This is a genomic window from Neisseria dentiae (genome assembly GCF_014055005.1).
GTDB lineage: Bacteria > Pseudomonadota > Gammaproteobacteria > Burkholderiales > Neisseriaceae > Neisseria > Neisseria dentiae.
On record NZ_CP059570.1, the window covers coordinates 1,869,391 to 1,891,126 of the forward strand.

The 21,736-nt window shown below is 55.6% G+C and carries 17 protein-coding genes, 3 tRNA genes and 4 pseudogenes; 11 read left to right on the forward strand and 13 right to left on the reverse strand.

Annotated features, from left to right (window positions below):
• Positions 1 to 193: 193 nt before the first annotated feature.
• Complete coding sequence (locus H3L92_RS08820; protein ID WP_085366084.1) at positions 194 to 829, reverse strand: alpha-ketoglutarate-dependent dioxygenase AlkB family protein; 636 nt, start codon at positions 827 to 829, stop codon at positions 194 to 196.
• Between the two features lie 170 nt (positions 830 to 999).
• Between H3L92_RS08820 and H3L92_RS08825 the strand changes: the two genes are divergently transcribed.
• The 6 genes and pseudogenes from H3L92_RS08825 to H3L92_RS08850 form a co-directional block, all read left to right on the forward strand.
• Positions 1,000 to 1,076, forward strand: a tRNA-Val gene (locus H3L92_RS08825).
• A gap of 109 nt (positions 1,077 to 1,185) precedes the next feature.
• On the forward strand, positions 1,186 to 3,090 hold the full coding sequence (gene thrS, locus H3L92_RS08830) for a threonine--tRNA ligase (protein ID WP_085366085.1): 1,905 nt from the start codon (positions 1,186 to 1,188) through the stop codon (positions 3,088 to 3,090).
• A 307-nt stretch (positions 3,091 to 3,397) separates the two neighbouring features.
• Positions 3,398 to 3,919 (forward strand): translation initiation factor IF-3, encoded by a 522-nt coding sequence (infC, locus tag H3L92_RS08835; RefSeq protein ID WP_115336341.1) that lies wholly within the window; start codon positions 3,398 to 3,400, stop codon positions 3,917 to 3,919.
• Positions 3,920 to 4,064: 145 nt separating this feature from the next.
• Entirely contained in the window at positions 4,065 to 4,262 is a 198-nt protein-coding gene (gene rpmI, locus H3L92_RS08840) for a 50S ribosomal protein L35 (RefSeq protein ID WP_085366086.1), read from the forward strand.
• A gap of 13 nt (positions 4,263 to 4,275) precedes the next feature.
• Positions 4,276 to 4,632 carry a 50S ribosomal protein L20 gene (rplT, locus tag H3L92_RS08845; RefSeq protein WP_085366087.1) on the forward strand — a complete coding sequence of 119 codons (357 nt, stop codon included), beginning with the start codon at positions 4,276 to 4,278 and terminating at the stop codon, positions 4,630 to 4,632.
• Between the two features lie 362 nt (positions 4,633 to 4,994).
• Positions 4,995 to 5,645: pseudogene (locus H3L92_RS08850) on the forward strand (IS5 family transposase); the annotation flags it as partial.
• 146 nt (positions 5,646 to 5,791) lie between these two features.
• Here the strand turns inward: H3L92_RS08850 and H3L92_RS13625 are convergent.
• The 8 genes and pseudogenes from H3L92_RS13625 to H3L92_RS08880 all read right to left on the reverse strand — a co-directional run.
• A pseudogene (locus H3L92_RS13625) lies at positions 5,792 to 6,210 on the reverse strand (integrase core domain-containing protein); the annotation flags it as partial.
• A gap of 116 nt (positions 6,211 to 6,326) precedes the next feature.
• Positions 6,327 to 6,693, reverse strand: a pseudogene (locus tag H3L92_RS13630) (IS481 family transposase); the annotation flags it as partial.
• A gap of 119 nt (positions 6,694 to 6,812) precedes the next feature.
• Positions 6,813 to 8,603 carry an aminopeptidase P family protein gene (locus H3L92_RS08860; RefSeq protein ID WP_085366088.1) on the reverse strand — a complete coding sequence of 597 codons (1,791 nt, stop codon included), beginning with the start codon at positions 8,601 to 8,603 and terminating at the stop codon, positions 6,813 to 6,815.
• A 52-nt stretch (positions 8,604 to 8,655) separates the two neighbouring features.
• Positions 8,656 to 10,110, reverse strand: a complete 1,455-nt coding sequence (locus H3L92_RS08865) for an oligopeptide:H+ symporter (protein WP_085366089.1) — start codon at positions 10,108 to 10,110, stop codon at positions 8,656 to 8,658.
• Between the two features lie 47 nt (positions 10,111 to 10,157).
• A pseudogene (locus tag H3L92_RS13345) lies at positions 10,158 to 10,318 on the reverse strand (lipoprotein signal peptidase).
• 82 nt (positions 10,319 to 10,400) lie between these two features.
• Positions 10,401 to 11,720 carry an MFS transporter gene (locus H3L92_RS08870; RefSeq protein ID WP_115336206.1) on the reverse strand — a complete coding sequence of 440 codons (1,320 nt, stop codon included), beginning with the start codon at positions 11,718 to 11,720 and terminating at the stop codon, positions 10,401 to 10,403.
• A gap of 338 nt (positions 11,721 to 12,058) precedes the next feature.
• Positions 12,059 to 12,850: a Cof-type HAD-IIB family hydrolase gene (locus H3L92_RS08875; protein ID WP_085366091.1), complete on the reverse strand. Its 792-nt coding sequence runs from the start codon at positions 12,848 to 12,850 to the stop codon at positions 12,059 to 12,061.
• Positions 12,851 to 13,006: 156 nt separating this feature from the next.
• Positions 13,007 to 14,404, reverse strand: coding sequence for an exonuclease domain-containing protein (locus H3L92_RS08880; RefSeq protein ID WP_085366111.1), 1,398 nt, complete (start codon positions 14,402 to 14,404; stop codon positions 13,007 to 13,009).
• Between the two features lie 103 nt (positions 14,405 to 14,507).
• Here H3L92_RS08880 and H3L92_RS08885 point away from each other — a divergent pair.
• Both H3L92_RS08885 and H3L92_RS08890 read left to right on the forward strand, forming a co-directional pair.
• Positions 14,508 to 14,584: transfer RNA gene (locus H3L92_RS08885), tRNA-Arg, on the forward strand.
• Between the two features lie 15 nt (positions 14,585 to 14,599).
• Positions 14,600 to 14,674, forward strand: a tRNA-Glu gene (locus H3L92_RS08890).
• Positions 14,675 to 14,761: 87 nt separating this feature from the next.
• Here the strand turns inward: H3L92_RS08890 and H3L92_RS08895 are convergent.
• A complete protein-coding gene (locus tag H3L92_RS08895) occupies positions 14,762 to 15,190 on the reverse strand; it encodes an acyl-CoA thioesterase (RefSeq protein ID WP_085366092.1) in 429 nt (142 codons plus the stop codon).
• Between the two features lie 243 nt (positions 15,191 to 15,433).
• Between H3L92_RS08895 and fba the strand changes: the two genes are divergently transcribed.
• Positions 15,434 to 16,498, forward strand: coding sequence for a class II fructose-bisphosphate aldolase (gene fba, locus H3L92_RS08900; RefSeq protein WP_085366093.1), 1,065 nt, complete (start codon positions 15,434 to 15,436; stop codon positions 16,496 to 16,498).
• A gap of 228 nt (positions 16,499 to 16,726) precedes the next feature.
• Positions 16,727 to 17,152 (forward strand): MliC family protein, encoded by a 426-nt coding sequence (locus H3L92_RS08905; protein WP_085366094.1) that lies wholly within the window; start codon positions 16,727 to 16,729, stop codon positions 17,150 to 17,152.
• Positions 17,153 to 17,365: 213 nt separating this feature from the next.
• Here H3L92_RS08905 and H3L92_RS08910 read toward each other — a convergent pair whose 3' ends face one another.
• Positions 17,366 to 18,265, reverse strand: coding sequence for a LysR family transcriptional regulator (locus H3L92_RS08910; protein ID WP_085366112.1), 900 nt, complete (start codon positions 18,263 to 18,265; stop codon positions 17,366 to 17,368).
• 2 nt (positions 18,266 to 18,267) lie between these two features.
• On the reverse strand, positions 18,268 to 18,810 hold the full coding sequence (locus tag H3L92_RS08915) for a hypothetical protein (RefSeq protein ID WP_143824344.1): 543 nt from the start codon (positions 18,808 to 18,810) through the stop codon (positions 18,268 to 18,270).
• A gap of 180 nt (positions 18,811 to 18,990) precedes the next feature.
• Here H3L92_RS08915 and H3L92_RS08920 point away from each other — a divergent pair, with 180 nt between their 5' ends.
• Positions 18,991 to 19,650, forward strand: coding sequence for an NAD(P)-dependent oxidoreductase (locus tag H3L92_RS08920; RefSeq protein ID WP_085366096.1), 660 nt, complete (start codon positions 18,991 to 18,993; stop codon positions 19,648 to 19,650).
• Positions 19,651 to 19,857: 207 nt separating this feature from the next.
• Here the strand turns inward: H3L92_RS08920 and H3L92_RS08925 are convergent, their stop codons facing one another.
• The gene (locus H3L92_RS08925) at positions 19,858 to 21,381 is read right to left on the reverse strand and encodes a helicase HerA-like domain-containing protein (protein WP_085366097.1); all 1,524 of its coding nucleotides are present in this window, start codon (positions 21,379 to 21,381) and stop codon (positions 19,858 to 19,860) included.
• Between the last annotated feature and the right edge of the window lie 355 nt (positions 21,382 to 21,736).

The window sequence follows — 21,736 nt, forward strand, 5'->3', positions numbered from 1 at the left end:
GCTTCTAGACAGCCTGCAGTCTTTTCTCAATTCGATTTTTATTTGAAAACATTTATTTGCCGCTATATTCAAGACTAAACCAAGTATCCCGTTACTTCTTTCGAAACACTTGCCATATGCAAACCAAACCCGAACCGTTCTCGCCGATAACGCAAAACCAGCAGTTCGAGTTTCAAGCAGATGATATACAGCGCTACATTTCCGCCTGCAATATGGTGCGGAAAGTCAGATTGATGCGCGGTTCATGTATTTTCGCGCTCTTCATCACCGCATGCAGCCAATGGCTTTGCGTTTCGCCGCGCATCACAATCAGCTGCCCGTGCGACAGCATCAGTTCGCGCTTTTCGCCCGTGCGCTTGTGTTTGAACGCAAATTTGCGCGTGGCGCCGAAACTCACCGAGGCGATCACGGAGTTGCGCCCCAACTCTTTTTCATCGTCGCTGTGCCAGGCCATGCCTTCGAGGCCGTCTGAATAAAGGTTGAGCAGGCAGGAATTGAACACGGCAGGGCTGACGGCGGCCAGCCGCGCTTCTACCGTGCGTTTGATTTCCGGCAACACGCCGCTCCACGGCAGGGCGGTGCGGGTGATGCCCGAATAGGTGTAGGAAAACGCGCCGTCGCCATACCACGCCACTTTACGCGCGGTGGTGATGCGGCGGCCGTAAACCACGGCTTCGTCGTGCCGCCACGGAATATCGCGCAACAGCGCATCCAGCAAGGCATCGGCTTGGCGCACGGTGAAAATCACGCCGTAATCGTTCACAATGCCGTCGTAAGGCAGCAGGTTGGCCTCGGGCTTAGGCTGCGTGTCGAATAAATCCAAGTTCATCTAATATTTTCTCGCTGGTTGGAACCCCACCCTGCCCGGGCGGATAATTAAAAACAGGAGCAGCTGCGGTGTGGTTTTCAGACGGCCTCTGTGCCCCGCGCAAACGGGCGCAAACTTGTAAAAGCGTGCAAAGCCCCATATAATTCACAGCTTCGCGAAATTCGATTTTCAGGTATGTAGCTCAGTTGGTTAGAGTACCACCTTGACATGGTGGGGGTCGTTGGTTCGAATCCAATCATACCTACCAAAATTGCCGACAACAAAAGCACGCCCCGGGCCGCTTTTGTTGTTTCTTTACATCTGTTTTCTACGCGGCAGGCCGTCTGAAAAGGTTTGCCTGTTTTGGAGTGTTTTTGATGATTAATATTACCTTGCCCGACGGCTCCGTCCGTCAATACGAAGCCCCCGTTACCGTGGCGCAGATTGCCGCCTCGATCGGCTCGGGCTTGGCCAAGGCCACCGTGGCCGGCAAGGTAAACGGTGTGCTGCGCGATGCCGGCGACCCGATTAACGAAGATGCCGCCGTGCAAATCATCACCCCCAAAGACCCAGAGGGCGTGGAAATCATCCGCCACTCGTGCGCCCACTTGGTCGGCCATGCGGTCAAACAGCTTTATCCCGATGCCAAAATGGTGATCGGCCCCGTGATTGAAGACGGCTTTTATTACGACATCGCCACCGAAAAGCCGTTCACCCCCGAAGACATGGCCGCCATCGAAGCGCGCATGAAAGAGCTGATTAATCAGGATTACGACGTCATTAAAGTGATGACCCCGCGCGCCGAAACCATCAAAACCTTCGCCGAGCGCGGCGAAGAATACAAACTGCGCCTGATTGAAGACATGCCCGAAGTCGAAGCCATGGGCCTCTACCACCATCAGGAATATGTGGATATGTGCCGCGGCCCGCACGTGCCCAACACCCGCTTCCTCAAAAACTTCAAACTCACCAAACTGGCCGGCGCCTACTGGCGCGGCGACAGCAACAACGAAATGCTGCAACGCATCTACGGCACCGCATGGGCGAGCAAAGAAGATTTGAAAGCCTACATTACCCGCATGGAAGAGGCCGAAAAGCGCGACCACCGCAAACTGGGCAAACAGCTCGATCTGTTCCACCTGCAAGACGAAGCCCCCGGCATGGTGTTCTGGCACCCGCGCGGCTGGACATTGTGGCAGGTAATCGAACAACACATGCGCCGCGAACTCGAAGCCGCAGGCTACCAGGAAATCAAAACCCCCCTGATGATGGACAAAGCCTTCTGGGAAAAATCAGGCCACTGGGAAAACTATCAGGAAAACATGTTCGTTACCGAATCGGAAAAACGCACCTACGCCGTCAAACCGATGAACTGCCCCGGCCACGTGCAGATTTTCAACCACGCCCTGCGCTCCTACCGCGACCTGCCCATGCGCCTGGCCGAATTCGGTTCCTGCCACCGCAACGAACCCTCCGGCGCCCTGCACGGCCTGATGCGCGTGCGTGGTTTCGTTCAAGACGACGCCCACATCTTCTGCACCGAAGAGCAGATTACCGCCGAAGCCCAAGCCTTCAACCAGCTTGTCATGAAAATCTACAAACAGTTCGGCTTCGAAAACGTCAGCATCAAACTCTCCCTGCGCCCCGAACAGCGCACCGGCAGCGACGAAACCTGGGACAAAGCCGAACAAGGCCTGCGCGACGCCCTCACCGCCTGCGGCATCGAATGGCAGGAGCTGCCCGGCGAAGGCGCCTTTTACGGCCCCAAAGTCGAATACCACATCAAAGACGCCATCGGTCGCTCGTGGCAATGCGGCACCATCCAGCTCGATTTCGTGCTGCCCGAGCGCCTCGGCGCCGAATACGTTACCGAAGACAACGGCCGCGCCCGCCCCGTGATGCTGCACCGCGCCATTTTAGGCTCGATGGAACGCTTTATCGGCATTCTCATCGAAAACCACGCCGGCTCCTTCCCCCTGTGGCTCGCCCCCGTGCAAATGGTGGTGATGAACATCACCGAAAAACAGGCCGATTATTGCCGCGAAGTGGTAGAAAAACTCAAAGCCGCCGGCTTCCGCGCCGAGCTTGATCTGCGCAACGAAAAAATCGGCTACAAAATCCGCGACAACAGCCAATACCGCTACCCCTACCAAATCGTAGTGGGCGAAAACGAAAAAGAAAACGGCCAAGTGGCCGTGCGCCGCAAAGCCGAAGACTTGGGCAGCATGAAAGTGGAAGAATTCATCCAACGCCTGCAAGAAGAGCTGAAAGCAGAGTTTTAAAACAGATGCGGCTTTTTCAGACGGCCTTTGAAACGTTTTTCAATAATCTATAGCGGCTTAAATTTAAAATAGGACAAGGCGGCGAAGCCGCAGACAGCACAAGCAGTACGGAACCGATTTTGTTGCCGCTTCAGCGGCTTACCAAATCGTTCTCTTTAAGCTAAGGCGAGGTAACGCTGTACTATTTTCAATTTAAGCCGCTATAAATCAAACAGGCCGTCTGAAAACCGTTTAAAATATCGAAATATCGCGATGCGCCTTCTTGCAGCCAAACGCGCATCACCGAAAAACCCTTATAGGAGACATCATCATCGCACAAGAACGCGAAGCACGAATCAACGGCGAAATCACCGCCAAAGAAGTGCGCCTACTCAGTGGAACCGGCGAACAGCTCGGTGTGGTATCACTCAAAGAAGCTCTGGCCATGGCAGAAGAGCAAGAGGTGGATTTGGTAGAAATCTCCCCCACCGCCAAACCGCCCGTATGCAAGCTGATGGACTACGGTAAATACAAATACCAACAGGCCAAAAAGCGCGACGAAGCCAAGAAAAACCAGAAACAGGTGCAGATTAAGGAAATCAAATTCCGCCCCGGCACCGACGAAGGCGATTACCAAATCAAAATGCGCAACATCAACCGCTTTCTGGCCGACGGCGACAAAGTGAAAGTAACCCTGCGTTTCCGCGGCCGCGAAATGGCGCACCAACAGCTGGGCGCGCAGCTTTTGGAGCGCGTGAAAGAAGAATTGGCCGAAGTGGGCACCGTCGAGCAGTTCCCGAAAATGGAAGGCCGCCAGATGGTCATGATGATTGCGCCCAAAAAGAAATAAAGCTATAATTTCAGGCTTGCTTCGAGCTGCCGTGCGAAGCAGGTTCACACTCAGCGGCAAAAACCGTGGCATCAGGGTTTCAAGTGTTTAAAACCGCGTTTTAAAGCCCCTTATGCCTTATCTAATAAATGATATGGAGTATCCCATGCCTAAAATGAAAACCAAGTCGGGCGCCAAAAAACGCTTTAAAGTACTGGGTAACGGCGGCGTGAAACGCGCCCATGCGTTCAAACGCCACATTCTGACCAAGAAAACCACCAAAAACAAACGCCAACTGCGCGGCACTTCTATGGTGCACGAACGCGATTTGGCTGCTGTTGCCAAAATGTTACCCTACGCTTAAAGGAGTTTAGAATATGCCACGCGTAAAACGCGGTGTAACCGCACGTGCCCGTCACAAAAAAGTATTAGCGTTAGCCAAAGGCTACCGTGGTCGCCGTAAAAACGTCTACCGCGTTGCCAAACAGGCGGTAATGAAAGCCGGCCAATATGCCTACCGCGACCGCCGCCAACGCAAACGCCAGTTCCGCCAACTGTGGATTGTGCGTATCAACGCAGGCGCCCGTGAAAACGGCCTGTCTTACAGCAAATTCATGAACGGCCTCAAACGCGCCGCCATCGAAATCGACCGCAAAGTTTTGGCCGATTTAGCTGTGTTCGACAAAGCCGCTTTCGCCCAATTGGTAGAAAAAGCCAAAGCCGCTTTGGCCTAAGCGCCCGATATTTGCATTTAAAAAGGAAACTTCGGTTTCCTTTTTTTATGGCCTTTTTGGTTCCAAGGGGCAAACTTCAGGCTGAAACCTTTGCAAAAAAACTACCTTAAAATGTCTGAAATGCTTAAATCCTGTCATTCCCAGCTAAGCGGGAATGACGGCAAATAAACTTTTTCTGGGCTTTGCAAATTTCTCAAAAGATCAGTTATCTACGAAATAATCCTTAATAAACTTAATCTTACCATCCTTTTCAATACTCGAATGGCATGTAAAAAGCCGTTTCATATCTCCAAAGTAACCCTCAAGCAGATTGGTTATTTTGAGGATGTTCCATTCAGGGGACCGCTCATTCAGGTTGAAATATCCGCGACCACCGCGGCCGACCCGCCTATCCGCTACTGCCCATGCTCAAAGCCGTATTGTTCGGCCAATGACACAGCCTCTCCAATCCGGAATTGGCTAGCACAAGATGGCACCTTGACCGGGCTTCTCGAACTGATTAGCCGCCAGCTGACCAAAAAAGGTTAAAAATAGAGAAAGCCCCGGCGGCAGTGATTGATGCCACCATCATCCAAACCGCCGGAGGCAAACAGCGTCAGGCTATCGAAACCGATGAAAACGGCATCACCGCCGAAACCTTGCCCAGCAAAGACAAGGATGCGCGCTGGGTGAAGAAAGAGGGCAAATTCACCTTGGGCTACAAACAACACACCCGCACCGATTCAGAAGGCTATATCGAGAAACTGCACATCACTCCGGCCAACGCCCATGAATGCAACCATTTCGAACCGCTGTTGGACGGCATCGCACCCGGAACAACCGTCTATGCCGATAAAGGGTATGACAGTAAAGCCAACCGGGAACATCTGCAAAGCAAACAGCTATCCGACGGCATTATGCGTAAGGCACACCGGGGCAAACCTTTAACGGAGCATGAGAAACAGCGCAATACGCAGCTGTCGAAAGTGCGTTATGTGGTCGAGCAAACCTTCGGTACGCTGCACCGGAAGTTCGGCTGTAAAAGAGAAGGCAATCAGTATTCCGATAAGGGGGTAATTAGGGTAAATACGAACCAGAAACACGTCTTAAAATGAAAAAACGATTACCTTGATTGCTCAGGTAACCGTTTGAATGGGGTAACCAGTATTGCGCAAAGGTCTCAGCTGTAGGAAATGGTTGGGTTGTTTACACAACAGGTTGGGAATGAAGCCTGTAAAACCTCAAAAGGGGGGTCGCCTTTCAGGCTCTTGTGGGGCTTGACGGTGTTATAAAAGTTAACAAAACGACATAACTCTTTTTGCCGGTGCGCCGAATCCTTAAACGGATGCTTGTCATGCCACATTTCCATTAAGGTACGGATAACCCGCTCGGCTTTACCATTGGTTTGCGGCCGGGCAACACGGGTGAATTTTTGGCTTATGTTGTTTTGCACACAGGCAATGCCAAACGGGTGCTCCGCATTGCCACGATTTCCACACCGTTGTCGGAATAGGCGCATTCGATGGTATAGGGACAACAATCTATCACATCGCGCAAAAGAAATTTGGCTGCGCTGGCTGCTGTACGGTCCGGTAATACAGATATAGTGAATTCAAATAAAAACTCCGAAATGAAATAACTGCATTCAAACTTGCAATTGGGCGATATGCTAAAGAATCGTTTTACCCTACTTCGGCATTCTTATTTTAATCCACTATAATCCCGAGGGTCGGTTGCTTTTTGGTTTTGTAGCAAAGGCAGCCGTTTGGTATCGAAATGAACCATTTCGCCGGGATAGGATTGGTTGTAACGCTTTGCCTGTTTTTTGAGTTTCTCTTCGATTTCCCGCTCAACTTTAGCCAGGCGTTTCATGCCGTATTTGGCTTGTTTAAAGCGGTTGTTGGTGCTTTTTTGCGGGGTGAGCAGCCGCAACCGGGCTGCTTTGAGTATGCGGTAAATCGTTACTCTGCTGACACGGTATTGTTGTGCCAACGAAGTTACACTGATTTTGTCTTGTGTATAAGCGCGCCAAATGGCCTGGCGGTTATGCGGGGTTAGCCGGGTATTTTTATGGATGTTCATGCAGTATTGTCTTTCAAATACTGTAAACAACGCTAGCTTTTCCTACATTCAGGCCGTCTGAAAGCCTTCAACTTGCTTTCAGACGGCCTTTAACGTTATGCAGAGATTCAACAAGCGGCTCAAACCGCAGCGGTACGCTCTTCCAACCACACACGCGCCGCGTCCTCCACCAACGGCAGCAGTTTTTCGCGCACTTCGGCGTGGTAGCGGTTCAGCCACTCGGTTTCGGCGGCCGTCATCAATGCCGTATCCACCAAGCGGGTGTCGATCGGGCACAGGGTAACGGTTTCAAAACACAAAAAGCGGCCGAACGCGGTTTCGGCGGGGTTTTCCACCGCTTGGTTGACCACCAGGTTTTCGATGCGTATGCCCCATTGCTGCGGGCGGTAGAGGCCGGGTTCGTTGGAGCTGAACATGCCCGCTTTCATGGCGTGGTTGGGGTTGGGGGCGGCATGGTAGGAAATCACCTGCGGCCCTTCGTGCACGTTGAGGAAGTAGCCCACGCCGTGCCCCGTGCCGTGGCCGTAGTCGCATTGCGCCTGCCATAAGGGTGCGCGGCAGATGGCATCCAACATCGGCGACAGAATATTTTCGGGAAACACCGCCTGCGCCAGCGCGATATGGGCTTTGAGCACCAGCGTGAAATCGCGTTTTTGCGCGGCGGTAGGCGTGCCGACGGGCATCACGCGGGTAATGTCGGTGGTGCCGCCCTGATATTGGCCGCCCGAATCAATCAGCAAAAGGCCGTTGCCGCTGATAACGGCATTGGCTTCGGGCGTGGCGCTGTAATGCGGCAGCGCGCCGTTGGCATTGTAGCCTGCGATGGTGTTGAAGCTGGGTGAGATAAAGTGCGGGCGGCGGCTGCGGTGCGCCAGCAGCAGAGTGTCGATGTCCAGCTCGGTAACGGTTTCGCCGTTTGCCAGCTTCTGCTCCAATTCGGCGAAAAATCCGCACAAGGCCGCGCCGTCTTGGCGCATGGTTTCGCGGATATGGGCAATGTCGGCGGCGGATTTGATGGATTTGAACAGGGTTGATGGGTTGATGCTTTCCACCAGCCGCACGCTGTCGGGCAGTTGCGCCAAAGTGCTGACCGCCGTTTTGGCGGGATCGAGCAGCAGGCTGCCGCCAATCTGCGACAAAGCGGCCGCCGCTTCATGATAATCGGCGGTGCCGATGCCGGCTTCGGCCAACACGGCCCGGGCGGCAGGCGTTAAGGCTTCGGGTGCGGCAAACAGCGTAGCCTGATTTTGCCCGATCAGCAGGTAAGACAAAAACACGGGATTGAACGGCACGTCGCTGCCGCGCAGATTGGTGAGCCAGGCGGTGTCGTCCAACGAAGAAATCAGGTGGTAATCGGCACCTTTTTCCTGCATGGCCGCGCGCACCCGCGCCAGTTTTGCCGCCGCGCTTTCGCTCACAAAGGCGGCATCGTGCGGGTAAACCGGCGATTGCGGCAGGGCGGCGCGGTTTTCCCAAATGGCGGCGAGAATATCGCCATCGTGCGCCAAACTGATGTTTTTGGCCGCAAACGCACTTTCCAACTGGCGCTTGGCCGCCAGCGACAGCATATCGGGCGCCACGCCCACGCGGGCATTTTCAGGCAGGCTTTCGGCCAAATCTTCCACATGGGTTTTGCCGAAGCCGAGCTTTTGCAGGGCAATACCGCTACCCTCAAGCTGCTGCGCGGCCTGCTCCCAATAGCGGCTGTCCGCCCACAAATCGGCGCCGTCTTTTTTCACCACCAGCGTGCCGACCGAGCCGGTAAAGCCGGAAACATAAACCCGCGCCTGCCAGTGCTGCGGCAGGTATTCCGACAAATGCGGGTCGGCCGAGGGGATAATCCACGCATCAAACCCTTGCGCGCTCATGGCTTGGCACAAGGCGGCCAAACGTTGGGAAGGCGTATTCATACTTAAAATTCTCCGGGAAATGATATTTTCTACAATTAATCTGCGGCACGCATCAATCCACTCCTTTGAGCAGGCGGTTCAGCACCGGCACCAATGCCAGCAGCACCGCGCCCGTTGCCAAACCTGCCGTGCCGATCAAACGGTAAAACGAAGCGGCGGTTTCCACCGCAAAATATTCTTTAAACAGCAAACCGCCCAGCGTAAACCCCAGCGACAGAGCCAAAAAATTCAATGCCACCATTTGGGTTTTGAAGTGGGACGGCGCGATTTTGGTGGCCAGCGATAAGGAAATCGGCGAAATCAGCAACTCGGCAATGGTAATACCCAAAATCACCAACGCAAACACTGCCAGCGGCATCACCGCGCCCGATGCGATAAACGGCACGAAACACCAATACGATGCGCCCAGCACCATCACCGATAATGCGAATTTCAACGGCGTTTTCGGCTGCTTTTCTCCCATTTTCGTCCACATCGCCGCCATCAGGCCGGAAAACAGCACCACCCACAGGCTTTGCAGCGAATCTTTCCACGATACCGGAATGGTGAAACCGCCGATGTTGCGGTTGGCCGTTTCGTCGAAATACACCGTAACCGACGTAAACACCTGAAACCACAGCGCCCAAAAAATGCAGATTACCACAAACAGCGGAATATAGGCGGTGATGTAGCGCTTGTTTTGCGCTTCCACGCCCGAGCCGCCGAGCAGGCGCACGAAATAAACCAAAGTGGCCAGAATCACCGCACCCAGCAACACTTTTGAAAAGTTCTCCAGATTAATCAGCCCCGCGCCCACGGCCACAGCCAAGGACGCAATCAAAACAGCCGCAACCGCAGCCGCTATTTTGCCCTTGCCTGCGGGCAGCGGATACGGCGCGGGGGTGGGCGGCAGCGATGTGCGTCCGCGCGCATATTGCAACAGGCCGAACGCCATGCCCACTGCCGCCGCACCGAAGCCGTAGTGGAAACCCAACCGGTTTTGCAGCAGGCCGGTTAAGAGCGGGCCTAAAAAACCGCCGATATTGATGGAAATATAAAAAATCGAGAAACCGGCATCGCGCAGCGGTCGCAATTCTTCGCTTTCATACAGCGAGCCTACCATCGAGCTGGCCGAAGCCTTCACGCCGCCGCTGCCCAGCGCAATCAGCACCAGGCCGCACAGCAAACCGGCCAAGCCCGGAATCACGGCCAGTGCGATATGCCCGGCCATCACCATCATGCCCGAATAAAACAGCGTGCGCTCCGCGCCCCACAAACGGTCGGCCAGCCAACCGCCCAAAATGGTGGAAAGGTAAACGCTGCCGCCGTAAGCGCCGACGATACCGCCCGCCACCGCCTTATCGATGCCCAAGCCGCCTTCGCCGGTTTGGTAATACAGATAAATCAGCAGGATGCCCTGCATGCCGTAAAACGAAAAGCGCTCCCACAGCTCAATCTGAAACAGCGAGGAAAGTTGCCACGGGTGCCCGAAAAACCTGCGTTCGCGCTCTAAAGGTTTGCCCATCATTTTTCTCCTCAAAGCGGTTGTATCGTGAAACAAAACCAATTTAATTGTTATTGTTGAGACCTTTGCAAAACCCTCAGATGTGGATGCAGTTCAAGGCGTAGCAGCACAGCGAGCGCAGACATATCACACGATAGGCAAGCGAGCGGGCAGTACCCTAAAGGGCATAAACGCACAACGCAGAAATGCGCCACAGATGAGGGTTTTGCAAAGGTCTCTGTTTTACTGTAATTTAACAGATAACGCACAAACGGAACAATTCGTTTTCCGTTAAACGGGGCCGTCTGAAAAACCTAGCCGCTGATGTCTTCCAAGCTGCGGCCTTTGGTTTCTTCCCCCAGCAGCACAATCACCGCCGCCACCGCCACCAGCACGGCGGTAAACATCACGAAAATCCGCCCGAAACCGTTTTCGCCGCCCATCATCGCCGCCACCGCCATCGGCGCCGCAATACCGCCGATGCGCCCCACCGCACCCGCCCAGCCCGAGCCGAATGCGCGGAAGCGCACCGGATAAAGCTCGGGCGTGTAGGTATAAAGCACACCCCATGCGCCCAGATTGAAAAACGACATCCAGCAGCCCCAAAAAACCACCGCCGCCGCCGATGTGCTGTGGCCGAAGAAATAGGCGCACACCGCGCAGGCAAACAAAAAGCCCGCCAGCGTGGCTTTGCGGCCGATTTTTTCCACCAGCACGGCGGCGGCGAAATAGCCCGGCAGCTGCGCCAGAATCATCACCAACACATATTCAAAGGTTTTCACCACCGTATAACCCTGCTCCACCAACAGTTTGGGCAGCCAGGTGAAAATGCCGTAATACGAAAACACGATGCCGAACCAAATCAGCCACAACATCAGCGTGCGCCGGGCAAACGGCGGCCGCCAAAGCTCTGCGAAGTGCACGTTTTCTCGGGTTTCCGCGCCCGCCGCTTCGGCCGTCCGAACCGCCGGCAGCCCCGCTTCGCGCTCTAAGGCGCACACGATTTCATGGGCTTCCCGCACCCTGCCTTTATGAATCAGATAAGGCACCGACTCGGGCAGTTTTTTCCACACATAAAACGCATAAAACACCGGCAGCGCACCGATTAAAAACGCGCTGTGCCAGCCGTATTGCGGAATGAAAAAATACGACACCAGTGCCGCCGCCAGCCAGCCCAGCCCCCAAAAACTCTCAAGCAGCACGATAAACCGCCCGCGCACTTTCGGCGGCGCATATTCACTCACCAGCGACACCGCCACGGGAAGCTGCCCGCCCAAGCCGAAGCCCACCCAAAAGCGGAAAAACAGCAGGCTGGCCAAATCCCACGACACCGCGCACAAACCCGTTGCCACGCTATAGAGCAGCATGGTGCCGGCAAACACGTTTTTGCGCCCGATGCGGTCGGCCATCCTGCCGCTCAACACCGCTCCTAACGCCATGCCGATAAAGCCGGTGCTGACAATCCAACCCAATCCGGCGGGCGACAGTTGCCACTCTTCGCCCAAAGTGGCCAGCACAAACGACACCATGCCGGTATCCATGGCGTCAAACAGCCAGCCCAAACCGATTAACACCAACAATTTATAGTGAAACCTGCCCACCGGCAGGTTTTGCAGGCGCGAGAGAATATCCATGATCCCTTCCCTTAATTTGGCTTGTGTATGGCGGACATTTTCCCATATCCCAACCGAACCGCAACCGCTTACAGCCAAAGACATTTACAAAATTCCTTTCAGCATCTTAAAACCCCTGCGTCATGCTCGGGCTTGACCCGAGCATCTTTTTGCTGCAAAAGAAATAACAGATACCCTGGCAAGCCCGATAATGACGGAATCAAACATTTCAGACGGCCTCAATGAGTTTTGCAAATATCGGCAAAAATAAAGTCGTCTGAAAATACGGTTTCAGACGGCCTTGTCTTTATCTTTGCCAAACCCTTGGCAGTTTTTAAACACCCGCAACGGGACAACAATCAGATAACACCCAACGCTTTCAATCCGTTATACACACCGTCTTCCTCCACCGTCGGGCAGATATAGTCCGCCACCGCTTTCAAATCGGGATGGCCGTTGCCCATCGCCACGCCGAAGCCCACGGCTTTCATCATCTCGATATCGTTCAAACCGTCGCCGAAAGCCATCACATCCTGCATATCAATGCCCAGCTCGGCCACCGCCGTGCGGATACCGCGCGCCTTCGAGCCTTGCGCATCGAGCATGTCCACCGCCAACTCGTGCCAGCGCACGGTTTTGTAGCCGTGTTTCGCCGCCTCGGCCGCCACTTCGGCTTCGCGGTCGGCCGCATAAAAACCAAGCATCTGAAACACTTCGTTGCGGCGGTAAAATTCCTTATCCACCGGATGGTCGGGCAGAATATGCGCCATCGCATCTTCCACCGTAGGCACAGGCTCGGAAACGGCGATGGTGTGGTCGGCCACAAACGCATAGGGAATACCCTCGCGGTCGAAATAGGCGCACATTTCATCCACTTTGACGGTTTCCAGCGGGCGTTTTTGCAGCACTTCGCCGCGGTAGCGGATAAACTGGCCGTTGATGGTGAGCAGCAGATCCATGCCTGCCTCTTCCACCACGGCGCGCACTTTGGCAGGCATGGCGGCATACGGGCGGCCAGTGGCGATGGCGGTGAGAATGCCACGCGCTTTCAGCGCCTTCATGGCTTCAAACACCGACGGGCGCAGCGTGTCGGTGTATTTGCGGTAAAGCGTGTCGTCGATGTCGAAAAAGATAATTTTGGGAGTTTGCATAGCGTTTCTTTCTGAATGGGTTCCGGCAAACCGCCGGAAACCGCCAGTTTGCCCCGATGCGCACCGCACCCGTTTGATATCGGGCAACAATCGTGCGGATAAGGCTGAGCCTTTGCAAAAATAACTGAAGGCCGTCTGAAAACCGGCCAACCTTTTTCAGACGGCCTCCAACACCCTCACCGCCGCCTTACCCTGCTTGAATTTGGCTTTCAACAGCGGCGGCAGGGTTTCGTCGAAATACCATTGCCCGTCGGGCAGCGCCAGCGCACCGCCTTCGCAATGCAACACCACCGACCGCCCCGACAGATTGTCACTTTCCACGATTTCGATTTTACGTGCCCTGCCCCAGTCCGCCACCGGCAGATTGTGCGCCAGCGAAGAGATACGGCGGTTTTGCACTTCGATGCCCTCTGCCGTGGCGCAGCCGCCATCGCAGCGCCCCACTTCCCGCACGGGACACGGCACGCCTTTAGCATGGGTTTGCGGCAGAATATCGAGCGACGACGGGCACAACCCGTGCGCCTGCGCCCATTCCGCCAGCGCGCGTTTGGCGGCTTTTTTGTGTATAAACAAACCGTTGGGCGGCTGCCGCCTGCTGCCTTCCGCCAGCGGCACCACCCGCGCCTGCAAACGCGCCTGCTCGTCGGGCGCAAACTGAACCGTTAAATAACGGTTGGCGCTTTCAGACGGCCTGATGCCGTATTGTTGTGCCAGTTGCGCTTTCAGCCACAGCGCATGAAGCGCCCCCAACGCCGGTATAAAACGCAGGCTGCCGGTTTCCAACACAAACGGCTGGTTCTTTTTAAGATGCAGCATCGCCGCCACTTCGGCAAACGCCTTTTCATGCACGCGGATATCCAGCGCACGCCCCCTGCCGTCAAGCCAAACCGACACGCCCGGCGTATCGGGCAGCGCATAAACCTGCTCCGCCAAATCCGCCCCCAACCAAGCCGGCGGCAGCTTCGGATTCATCAGCGCGCGGCAGTGGTTTTCCCATTCGCCGCCCTTCTCCGCCAAGCTGGCCTCCAAAAAATCGGCCAACGCCAACACATCGGTCATCGCACGGTGGCGGCTTTCTGCCCGAATGCCGAAACGCTCGATGATGCTGTCGAGATTATGCTTGTGAAACTGCGGATAAAGGCGGCGCGACAATTGCACGCTGCACAAAGCCGGCGCGGCGAAATCCACGCCCGCACGCCGGAACTCGTGGCGCAGAAAGGTATAATCGAAACGGCTGTTGTGCGCCACCAGCAGCGAACCGCGCAGCAGCGGCAGCAATTCGGCCGCCAGGTCGGCAAACAGCGGCGCACCGGCCACCATCTCGTTGCTGATGCCGGTTAAACGGGTAATAAACGCCGAAAGCGGCTGCTGCGGGTTTACCAGCCATTCGTGCCGCTCTACCCTGCCGTTTTCAAAGCGCAGCAACGCCACCTCGGTAATGCGGTCTTCAAACAGATTGCCGCCCGTCGATTCGATGTCCACCACGGCCACCGGCACGCCCAAACGGCCGAAACACGCCGCCAACAGCGGCCAACGATCAGAGGCTTGCGCCATCATATTTCCGATTAAATTCAAATAACAGGCCGCCATTCTAAACTTTTTCGCCGGGTGCTGCTTGACAGCATTAACCGTGATTCCTATAATACGCATCTTTCACGCACCCGTAGCTCAGTTGGATAGAGTATCTGGCTACGAACCAGAGGGTCGGGCGTTCGAATCGCTCCGGGTGCGCCACAAATTATTTTATCCGCGCCCATCGTCTAGCGGTTAGGACATCGCCCTTTCACGGCGGTAACCGGGGTTCGATTCCCCGTGGGCGTGCCATACAAAACCAAAGCCCTTGAAGATTTCAAGGGCTTTGGTTTTTTATTTGCATTCGTTGCCAAACAGGCCGTCTGAACCCGTTTTTCATCAGACGGCCTGCAATATCTTCCCCAGCCCTTCCGGCAAACGGCAGACTTTCTGCGCGGCATAATCGAAACACACCATACCCGTTTGCACTTTGGCAATACTGCGGCCGTCGCTTTCTCGGCTGATGTGGTAAAGCAGCGCAAAGCCGCTGCGGCCGATGCCGTCTGCACCCATTTCCACCGCCAACCCATCGCCGTGATGCGCCTGCGCCAAATACTGAACCGCCGCATCCGCCATAATCAAGCCCGCCCCACCCGCGTCCAGCTCGCTGAAACCGTGCCGCGCAAGCCAGCGCATACGGCACTCATGGCACAAACGCAACACCGCATCATTGGCCAGATGGTTGCCGTAATTGATATCGCCGATTTGCACCGTGAGGCCGGTGCGGAACAAAACCTTTTCAGGCAAAGGCAGATTAATGCGCGGCATAAAAGCCCTCCAAACAAAAATAACAGCTTGAAACCATTGCCAACCGGCAACAGCCCGAAATTTTATTGTAACGGATTCTGCACAAAACCCGCCGGCCTGCGCAATACCCCTCTCCCTCAGCTTCCCGCTTTCGGCGGCAGATTATTGAGACGGCCTATTTTTGTTGTCGCGTGTAGTTTTCAGGGCGAAACTGATATAATTTGCCCGTTATTCAATATTTCACCCAGATTTGGAGGATTTTCTATGGCACTCGTATCCATGCGCCAACTGCTCGACCATGCCGCCGAAAACAGCTACGGCCTGCCCGCTTTCAACGTGAACAACCTCGAACAGATGCGCGCGATTATGGAAGCCGCCGACCAAGTTAACGCCCCCGTTATCGTGCAGGCCAGCGCCGGCGCGCGCAAATATGCCGGCGCGCCGTTTCTGCGCCACCTGATTCTGGCGGCCATCGAAGAATTCCCGCACATTCCCGTGGTGATGCACCAAGACCACGGCGCCTCGCCCGACGTATGCCAACGTTCCATCCAGCTCGGCTTCAGCTCGGTGATGATGGACGGATCGCTGCTCGAAGACGGCAAAACCCCGTCCACCTACGAATACAACGCCGAAGTTACCCGCAAAGTGGTTGAGTTTTCCCATGCCTGCGGCGTATCGGTAGAAGGCGAAATCGGCGTTTTGGGCAATCTGGAAACCGGCGAAGCAGGCGAAGAAGACGGCGTGGGCGCGGCCGGCAAACTCTCCCACGACCAAATGCTCACCAGCGTGGAAGACGCCACCCGCTTCGTGCGCGACACCGGCGTGGACGCGCTGGCGATTGCCATCGGCACCAGCCACGGTGCCTACAAATTCACCCGCCCGCCCACCGGCGACGTGCTACGCATCGACCGCATCAAAGAAATCCATGCCGCCCTGCCCAACACCCACATCGTGATGCACGGCTCCAGCTCGGTGCCGCAGGAATGGCTGAAAATCATCAACGAACACGGCGGCAACATCGGCGAAACCTACGGCGTGCCGGTGGAAGAAATCGTGGAAGGCATCAAACACGGCGTGCGCAAAGTGAATATCGATACCGACCTGCGCCTGGCCTCCACCGGCGCCATCCGCAAATTCATGGCCGAAAACCCCGCCGAATTCGACCCGCGCAAATATCTGGCCAAAACCGTAGAAGCCATGAAACAAATCTGTATCGACCGCTACACCGCGTTCGGCTGCGAAGGCCAGGCCGGCAAAATCAAACCGGTGTCGCTGGAAAAAATGGCCGCCCGCTATGCCAAAGGCGAACTCAACCAGATTGTGAAATAAGCCGCTCAAACACACACACGTTCTAACAAAACCAAAGGCCGTCTGAAACTTTTCAGACGGCCTTTTAGCACGGTTTTACACAGAATGAATAAAAAGCCACACCGCAACCCCGAAGCGGCAAATTCACGTTAAGCAACATTGCCCTGTACGGCCGCTTTGATTAGCATAATCTGCGGGTGAACTGCCGATGCAGACCCGTTTATTTCATTTTAAAAAGGAATATACACAATGAAAGCCAAACTCTGTTTGTCTGTGGCGGCCGCGCTGATGCTCTCCGCCTGCGTGGTGCCCTATGATTACGACTATTACGACGACGACCGTCCCCGCATCGAAGACGACCGCCGTTACGACGACCGCGACAACCGCCGAGACCGTTACGACGACTACGGCAGATCCGCCCGCAGCACGCGCTATTCATGCCGCAACGGCTTGAGCGTTGCCATCCGCCAACTCGACAGTGACCGCATCGAACTGCGCCTCGACGACAAACGCACCGTTATGACTATTGCCCCTTCCGGCTCGGGTTCGCGCTACGTCAGCAACCGCGGCCTGTTCGGCACGGGCGCGCAATGGCATGAAAAAGGCGGCAGCGCCATGTTCGACTTCACCGACCCCTACGGCAACGAAGTGGAAACCACCTGCCGCGCATCATAAACATCCCTTTCCCCCTGTAAGCGCAACCAGGCCGTCTGAAAACGTTTTCAGACGGCCTTACATATTAACCCAACCGCATATCAAACAGCCGCCGTACCATAGTAAAACCGCTTGTTTGACAACCGTTCCGTCATACTCGGGCTTAACCCGGGTCTCTCATGTTGCCGAAACCCAAGCTACCCGGGCCAAGCCCGAGTATTACGCATGCACTTTTTATTCAGTTGTTTCACTGGATGCCGCCGCAAACGCTTCCTGCAACACCCGAAGCGCCGCCTCGGTTTTGGCCGACTGCACGCGATAGGAAGTTACGGCGTAAAGATTCACCACCGGCAGCGACCATTCCGGCAGCACCACGGCCAAACGCCCCTGCCGCACATACTGCCGCACCTCCCCTTCCAATTGCAGCGACAGCCCCACGCCGCCCGCCGTGAGCGAACGCACGGTGGCAAGCTGGTTGCACGGCATACTGTCGGCAATATCGAGCAGATAGCTTTCCGTGCCGTGCCTGAGCGTGATGCGCACCGGCAGAAAATGCAGCCAGCGGTGGCCGTGGAGCTGCTCGGGGCGCGTTATCGGCGGATGCTGCGCCAGATAATCGGGGGCCGCACAAATCTGCCACGGCCACGCCACCAAATGGCGGGCAATCAAATCGGGGTTGTCGAGCGAATGCTCGCCGCCGCGTATGGCGATATCGATGCCGCCCTGCTGCAAATCGAGCAAGCGGTCGCCCACGTGCAGCACGGGGCGGATATTCGGATATTCGCGCTGTAAACGCTTTAAGGCCGTCTGAAACATTTGCGTGTCGGCAATGCCCGACGTAATCGCCAGATGCACTTCGCCCGCCGCCTCGGTTTTCAGGTTGTCGAGTGCGGTTTGCGTGTCGGCAAGCGTGCGGCGCAAACGGCCGCAATGCACGGCCAGCGCACGCCCCGCGTCGGTGGGTGCCAGATGGCGGGTGCTGCGGTTGAGCAGCTTCACACCGTGCAGGCTTTCCAAACGGGTAATGTGCTGGCTGACTGCGGAAGGCGTCATGCCCAGCGCGGCGGCGGCGGCGTTCATGCTGCCGTGTTCGAGCACGGCGGCAAACACCAGCAGCGGTTTGATGTCTTGCATTTTCAATCCAAATAGTCTTCCAAAGGAATTTTCATCAGCGCGGTCAAATGTTGCGCAGCCTCCCGAAACGCTTGTTTGTCTTCGTTTCCGCCGAATGCGAAAACCATCAGGCAGATTTCGGGAGCAGGATATGGGCGGTGGTATTTTAAATAAAAATTGCGCTCCAGCCGCCCTTTGCCATTCCCCGCCGTTCCGTGTATCAGCAGTTTGTCGCTGTCTTTTATTCCGATGCGGCGGATAAGCGCGCCCTTATACCATTGCCGCAACTCCCGTCTGCCGTTATCCAGCCGCCAACACTCCGCCGATTTCCTAATCTGCCTCAGGCGGATTTTGGCCAGCCAATACGGCAAAGTGATCACGACAGCAAGCCACGCCCCAAGCCACACCAATCCGGCATCAGGGCTGTAATACATACCCAATAAAACCCATGCAAGCCCGACAAACAAACATCTTCTCAACCACGGCTGCCGGATGCCCATCTCCGGCGGGCAGGCAAGCTGTTGCGCCCATTCAACGTCGGCACTTGCCGATCGCAAACGAGCCAAAGTTTCAGATGCCGTTTCAACAGGCTGTTTTTGCATTTCAGACGGCCTCATATTTTATGTTTATTGGATATTATTTAGTTTTGCTTAAAAATATAATCAGTAAATCAGGGATTATCAAGCGTTTCGAGCGGCCTTATACTGCACCTGTCTTAACAAACAGCATCCAAGAAAGGAAACATCATGAAAATCGCAGTGATCGGTGCAACAGGTTATGTAGGCAATGCCGTGGTGCAGGAGCTGGCCGCACGCGGCCATGAAGTAACCGCTTTCGCCCGCAACACCGGCAAAGTGTTTCAAGCACCCAACGTTAATGCCGTGGCCGCCGATGTGAACGCCGACGATTTTGCCGGCCGTCTGAAAGGTTTCGATGCCGTGGTGAGCGCGTTCAACCCCGGCTGGAGCAACCCCAATATCGGCGCGGACTTCACCCGCGGTGCGAATGCCATCGTTGAAGCCGCCAAAGCCGCGCAAGTGCCGTATCTTTTGGTGGTGGGCGGCGCGGGCAGCCTGTATGTTGCGCCCGGTCTGCAAGTTATCGACACGCCCGACTTCCCCAAAGAAATCTACGACGGCGCCAACGCCGCCCGCAATCTTCTGGCCGAACTGCTGCCGCGCCGCGACGTGAACTGGGCTTTCGTTTCCCCGCCCGCCCGTTTGGGTGCCGACGGCGGTTTCAGCGAAGAGCGCACCGGCCGCTACCGCTTGGGCAAAGACGATTTGCTGATGGAAAGCAGTGAAGTGCCCGCCGGCATCAGCGTAGCCGATCTGGCCGTGGCCATTGCCGACGATGCCGAGAAAAAAGCGCACCTGCACCAACGCTTTACCGTTGCGGCCGAATAACCCGCCGTTATGCTCAGGCCGAGGCGTTTACAAGTCGTTCAGGCCGTCTGAAATACCCAAACGCCGTCATGCCCGGGCTTGACCGGAGTGTCTGCTGCTTCTTTATAAACAATAAGATACCCGGGCCATGCCCGGGTATCTTGCAACCACTTCAACACTCGAAACGGGTCTTGCAAAAATGCAGCCCCTTCCAAGCCTAACCGCCGGCTACTTCAACATATTCTTAATCACACCCATCACGCTGCGTGAAATGGCGCGGGTAACCTGTTTGTTGATTTGGTTGCCCACCGAATCGGCCAAATCGTAGGCAACACCCTGGTTGGCCTTTTTGCGGCTGCCGAACAGGCCGCCCAAAAAGCCGCCGACCACGCCGTTTTGCTGCGGTTGCGCGGCAGCGGTTTTTTCGGCTTTGGCCTGCTCTTTGGCGGCGGTTTCCGCAGCTTCGGCTTCTGCCTGTTTGGCTTCCAATTCGGCCAGCGCTTCATAGGCCGAATAATTGTCCACCATATCTTTATAGTGGCGGTACAAAATATCGCTTTGGTATTTGGCATCGCGCTCGGCGGCGGGCAGCGGGGTCAGGTTGGATTGCGGCGGCAGCACAAAGGCGCGCTCCACCGGTGCGGGCATGCCTTTTTCGTCGAGAAACGATACCAGAGCCTCTCCCACGCCCAATTCGGCAATGGCTTCGGCCACATTAACGTTGGGGTTGGTGCGGAAGGTTTCGGCAGCGGCTTTCACCGCTTTCTGGTCGCGCGGGGTAAACGCGCGCAAGGCGTGCTGCACGCGGTTGCCGAGCTGGCCGAGGATAGTGTCGGGCAAGTCGAGCGGGTTTTGGGTAACGAAATACACGCCCACGCCCTTCGAGCGGATCAGCCTCACCACCTGCTCAATCTGCTCCACCAGCGCGGCGGGGGCGTTGTCGAACAGCAGGTGCGCTTCATCGAAAAACATCACGAATTTGGGCTTTTCCAAATCGCCCACTTCCGGCAGGGTTTCAAACAGTTCGGCCAGCATCCACAGCAAAAACGCGCTATACATGCGCGGCGAGCGCATCAGCTTTTCGGAATTCAAAATATTGATTACGCCTTTGCTGCCTTCGGTCTGCATCCAGTCTTCGAGGTTCAAGGCCGGCTCGCCAAACAGGTTTTCGGCACCTTCGTTTTCGAGCGTGAGCAGTTGGCGCTGCACCGCACCCACGCTGGCAGGCGATACGTTGCCGTATTTGGCACGGTATTCGGCGGCATTGTCGGAAACGTGTTTGAGCAGGCCGCGCAGGTCTTTCAGATCGATTAAGTGCCAACCGTTGTCGTCGGCCACTTTGAACACCAGATTGAGCAGCCCTTCTTGGGTGTCGTTCAGATTCATCAGGCGCGCCAGCAGCATCGGCCCCATTTCGGAAATGGTTACGCGCACGGGAATGCCGGTTTCGCCGAACACGTCCCAAAAACGCACGGGAAAACTTTGCAGCCAGTCGGCGCCCAAACCGAATTCGGCGATACGCTCGCCCACTTTGCCGCTGTTTTCGCCGGCATTGGCGATGCCCGACAAATCGCCTTTCACGTCGGCCAGAAACACGGGAATGCCCGCGCCGCTGAAGGCTTCGGCCATACGGCGCAAGGTAACGGTTTTACCCGTGCCCGTGGCGCCGGCGATCAAACCGTGGCGGTTGGCCATTTTGCCTTGGATTTCAAGCGTGTTGCCGCCTGCGCGGGCGATTGGGAAGGTGGTCATAACATTTCCTTGCTGATAGTGTGATAGATGTGGGTGTATTGTCTTATGAAATACCGCCGCACGCAAATATGGCCGAGGCCTTTGCAAAAATACCCTCAAGGCCGTCTGAAAACTTAACGCAGACACACGGTTTCCGCCCCTGTCCGTCATTGCCGGGCTTGACTCAAGTATCTTGGGTTTCGGCAACATGAGATACTCGGGTCAAGCCCGAGTATGACGCGTGTGCTTTTTATTAAGTTGATTCGCTACAGTTTGGCTAATAGACTGCCGCCATGAACTTCACCGATATCTCAATTTTATAATGTTGGTTGTGCAAAGGTTTCAACCCATACGCAGGCACAGAATAGAAAGAGGC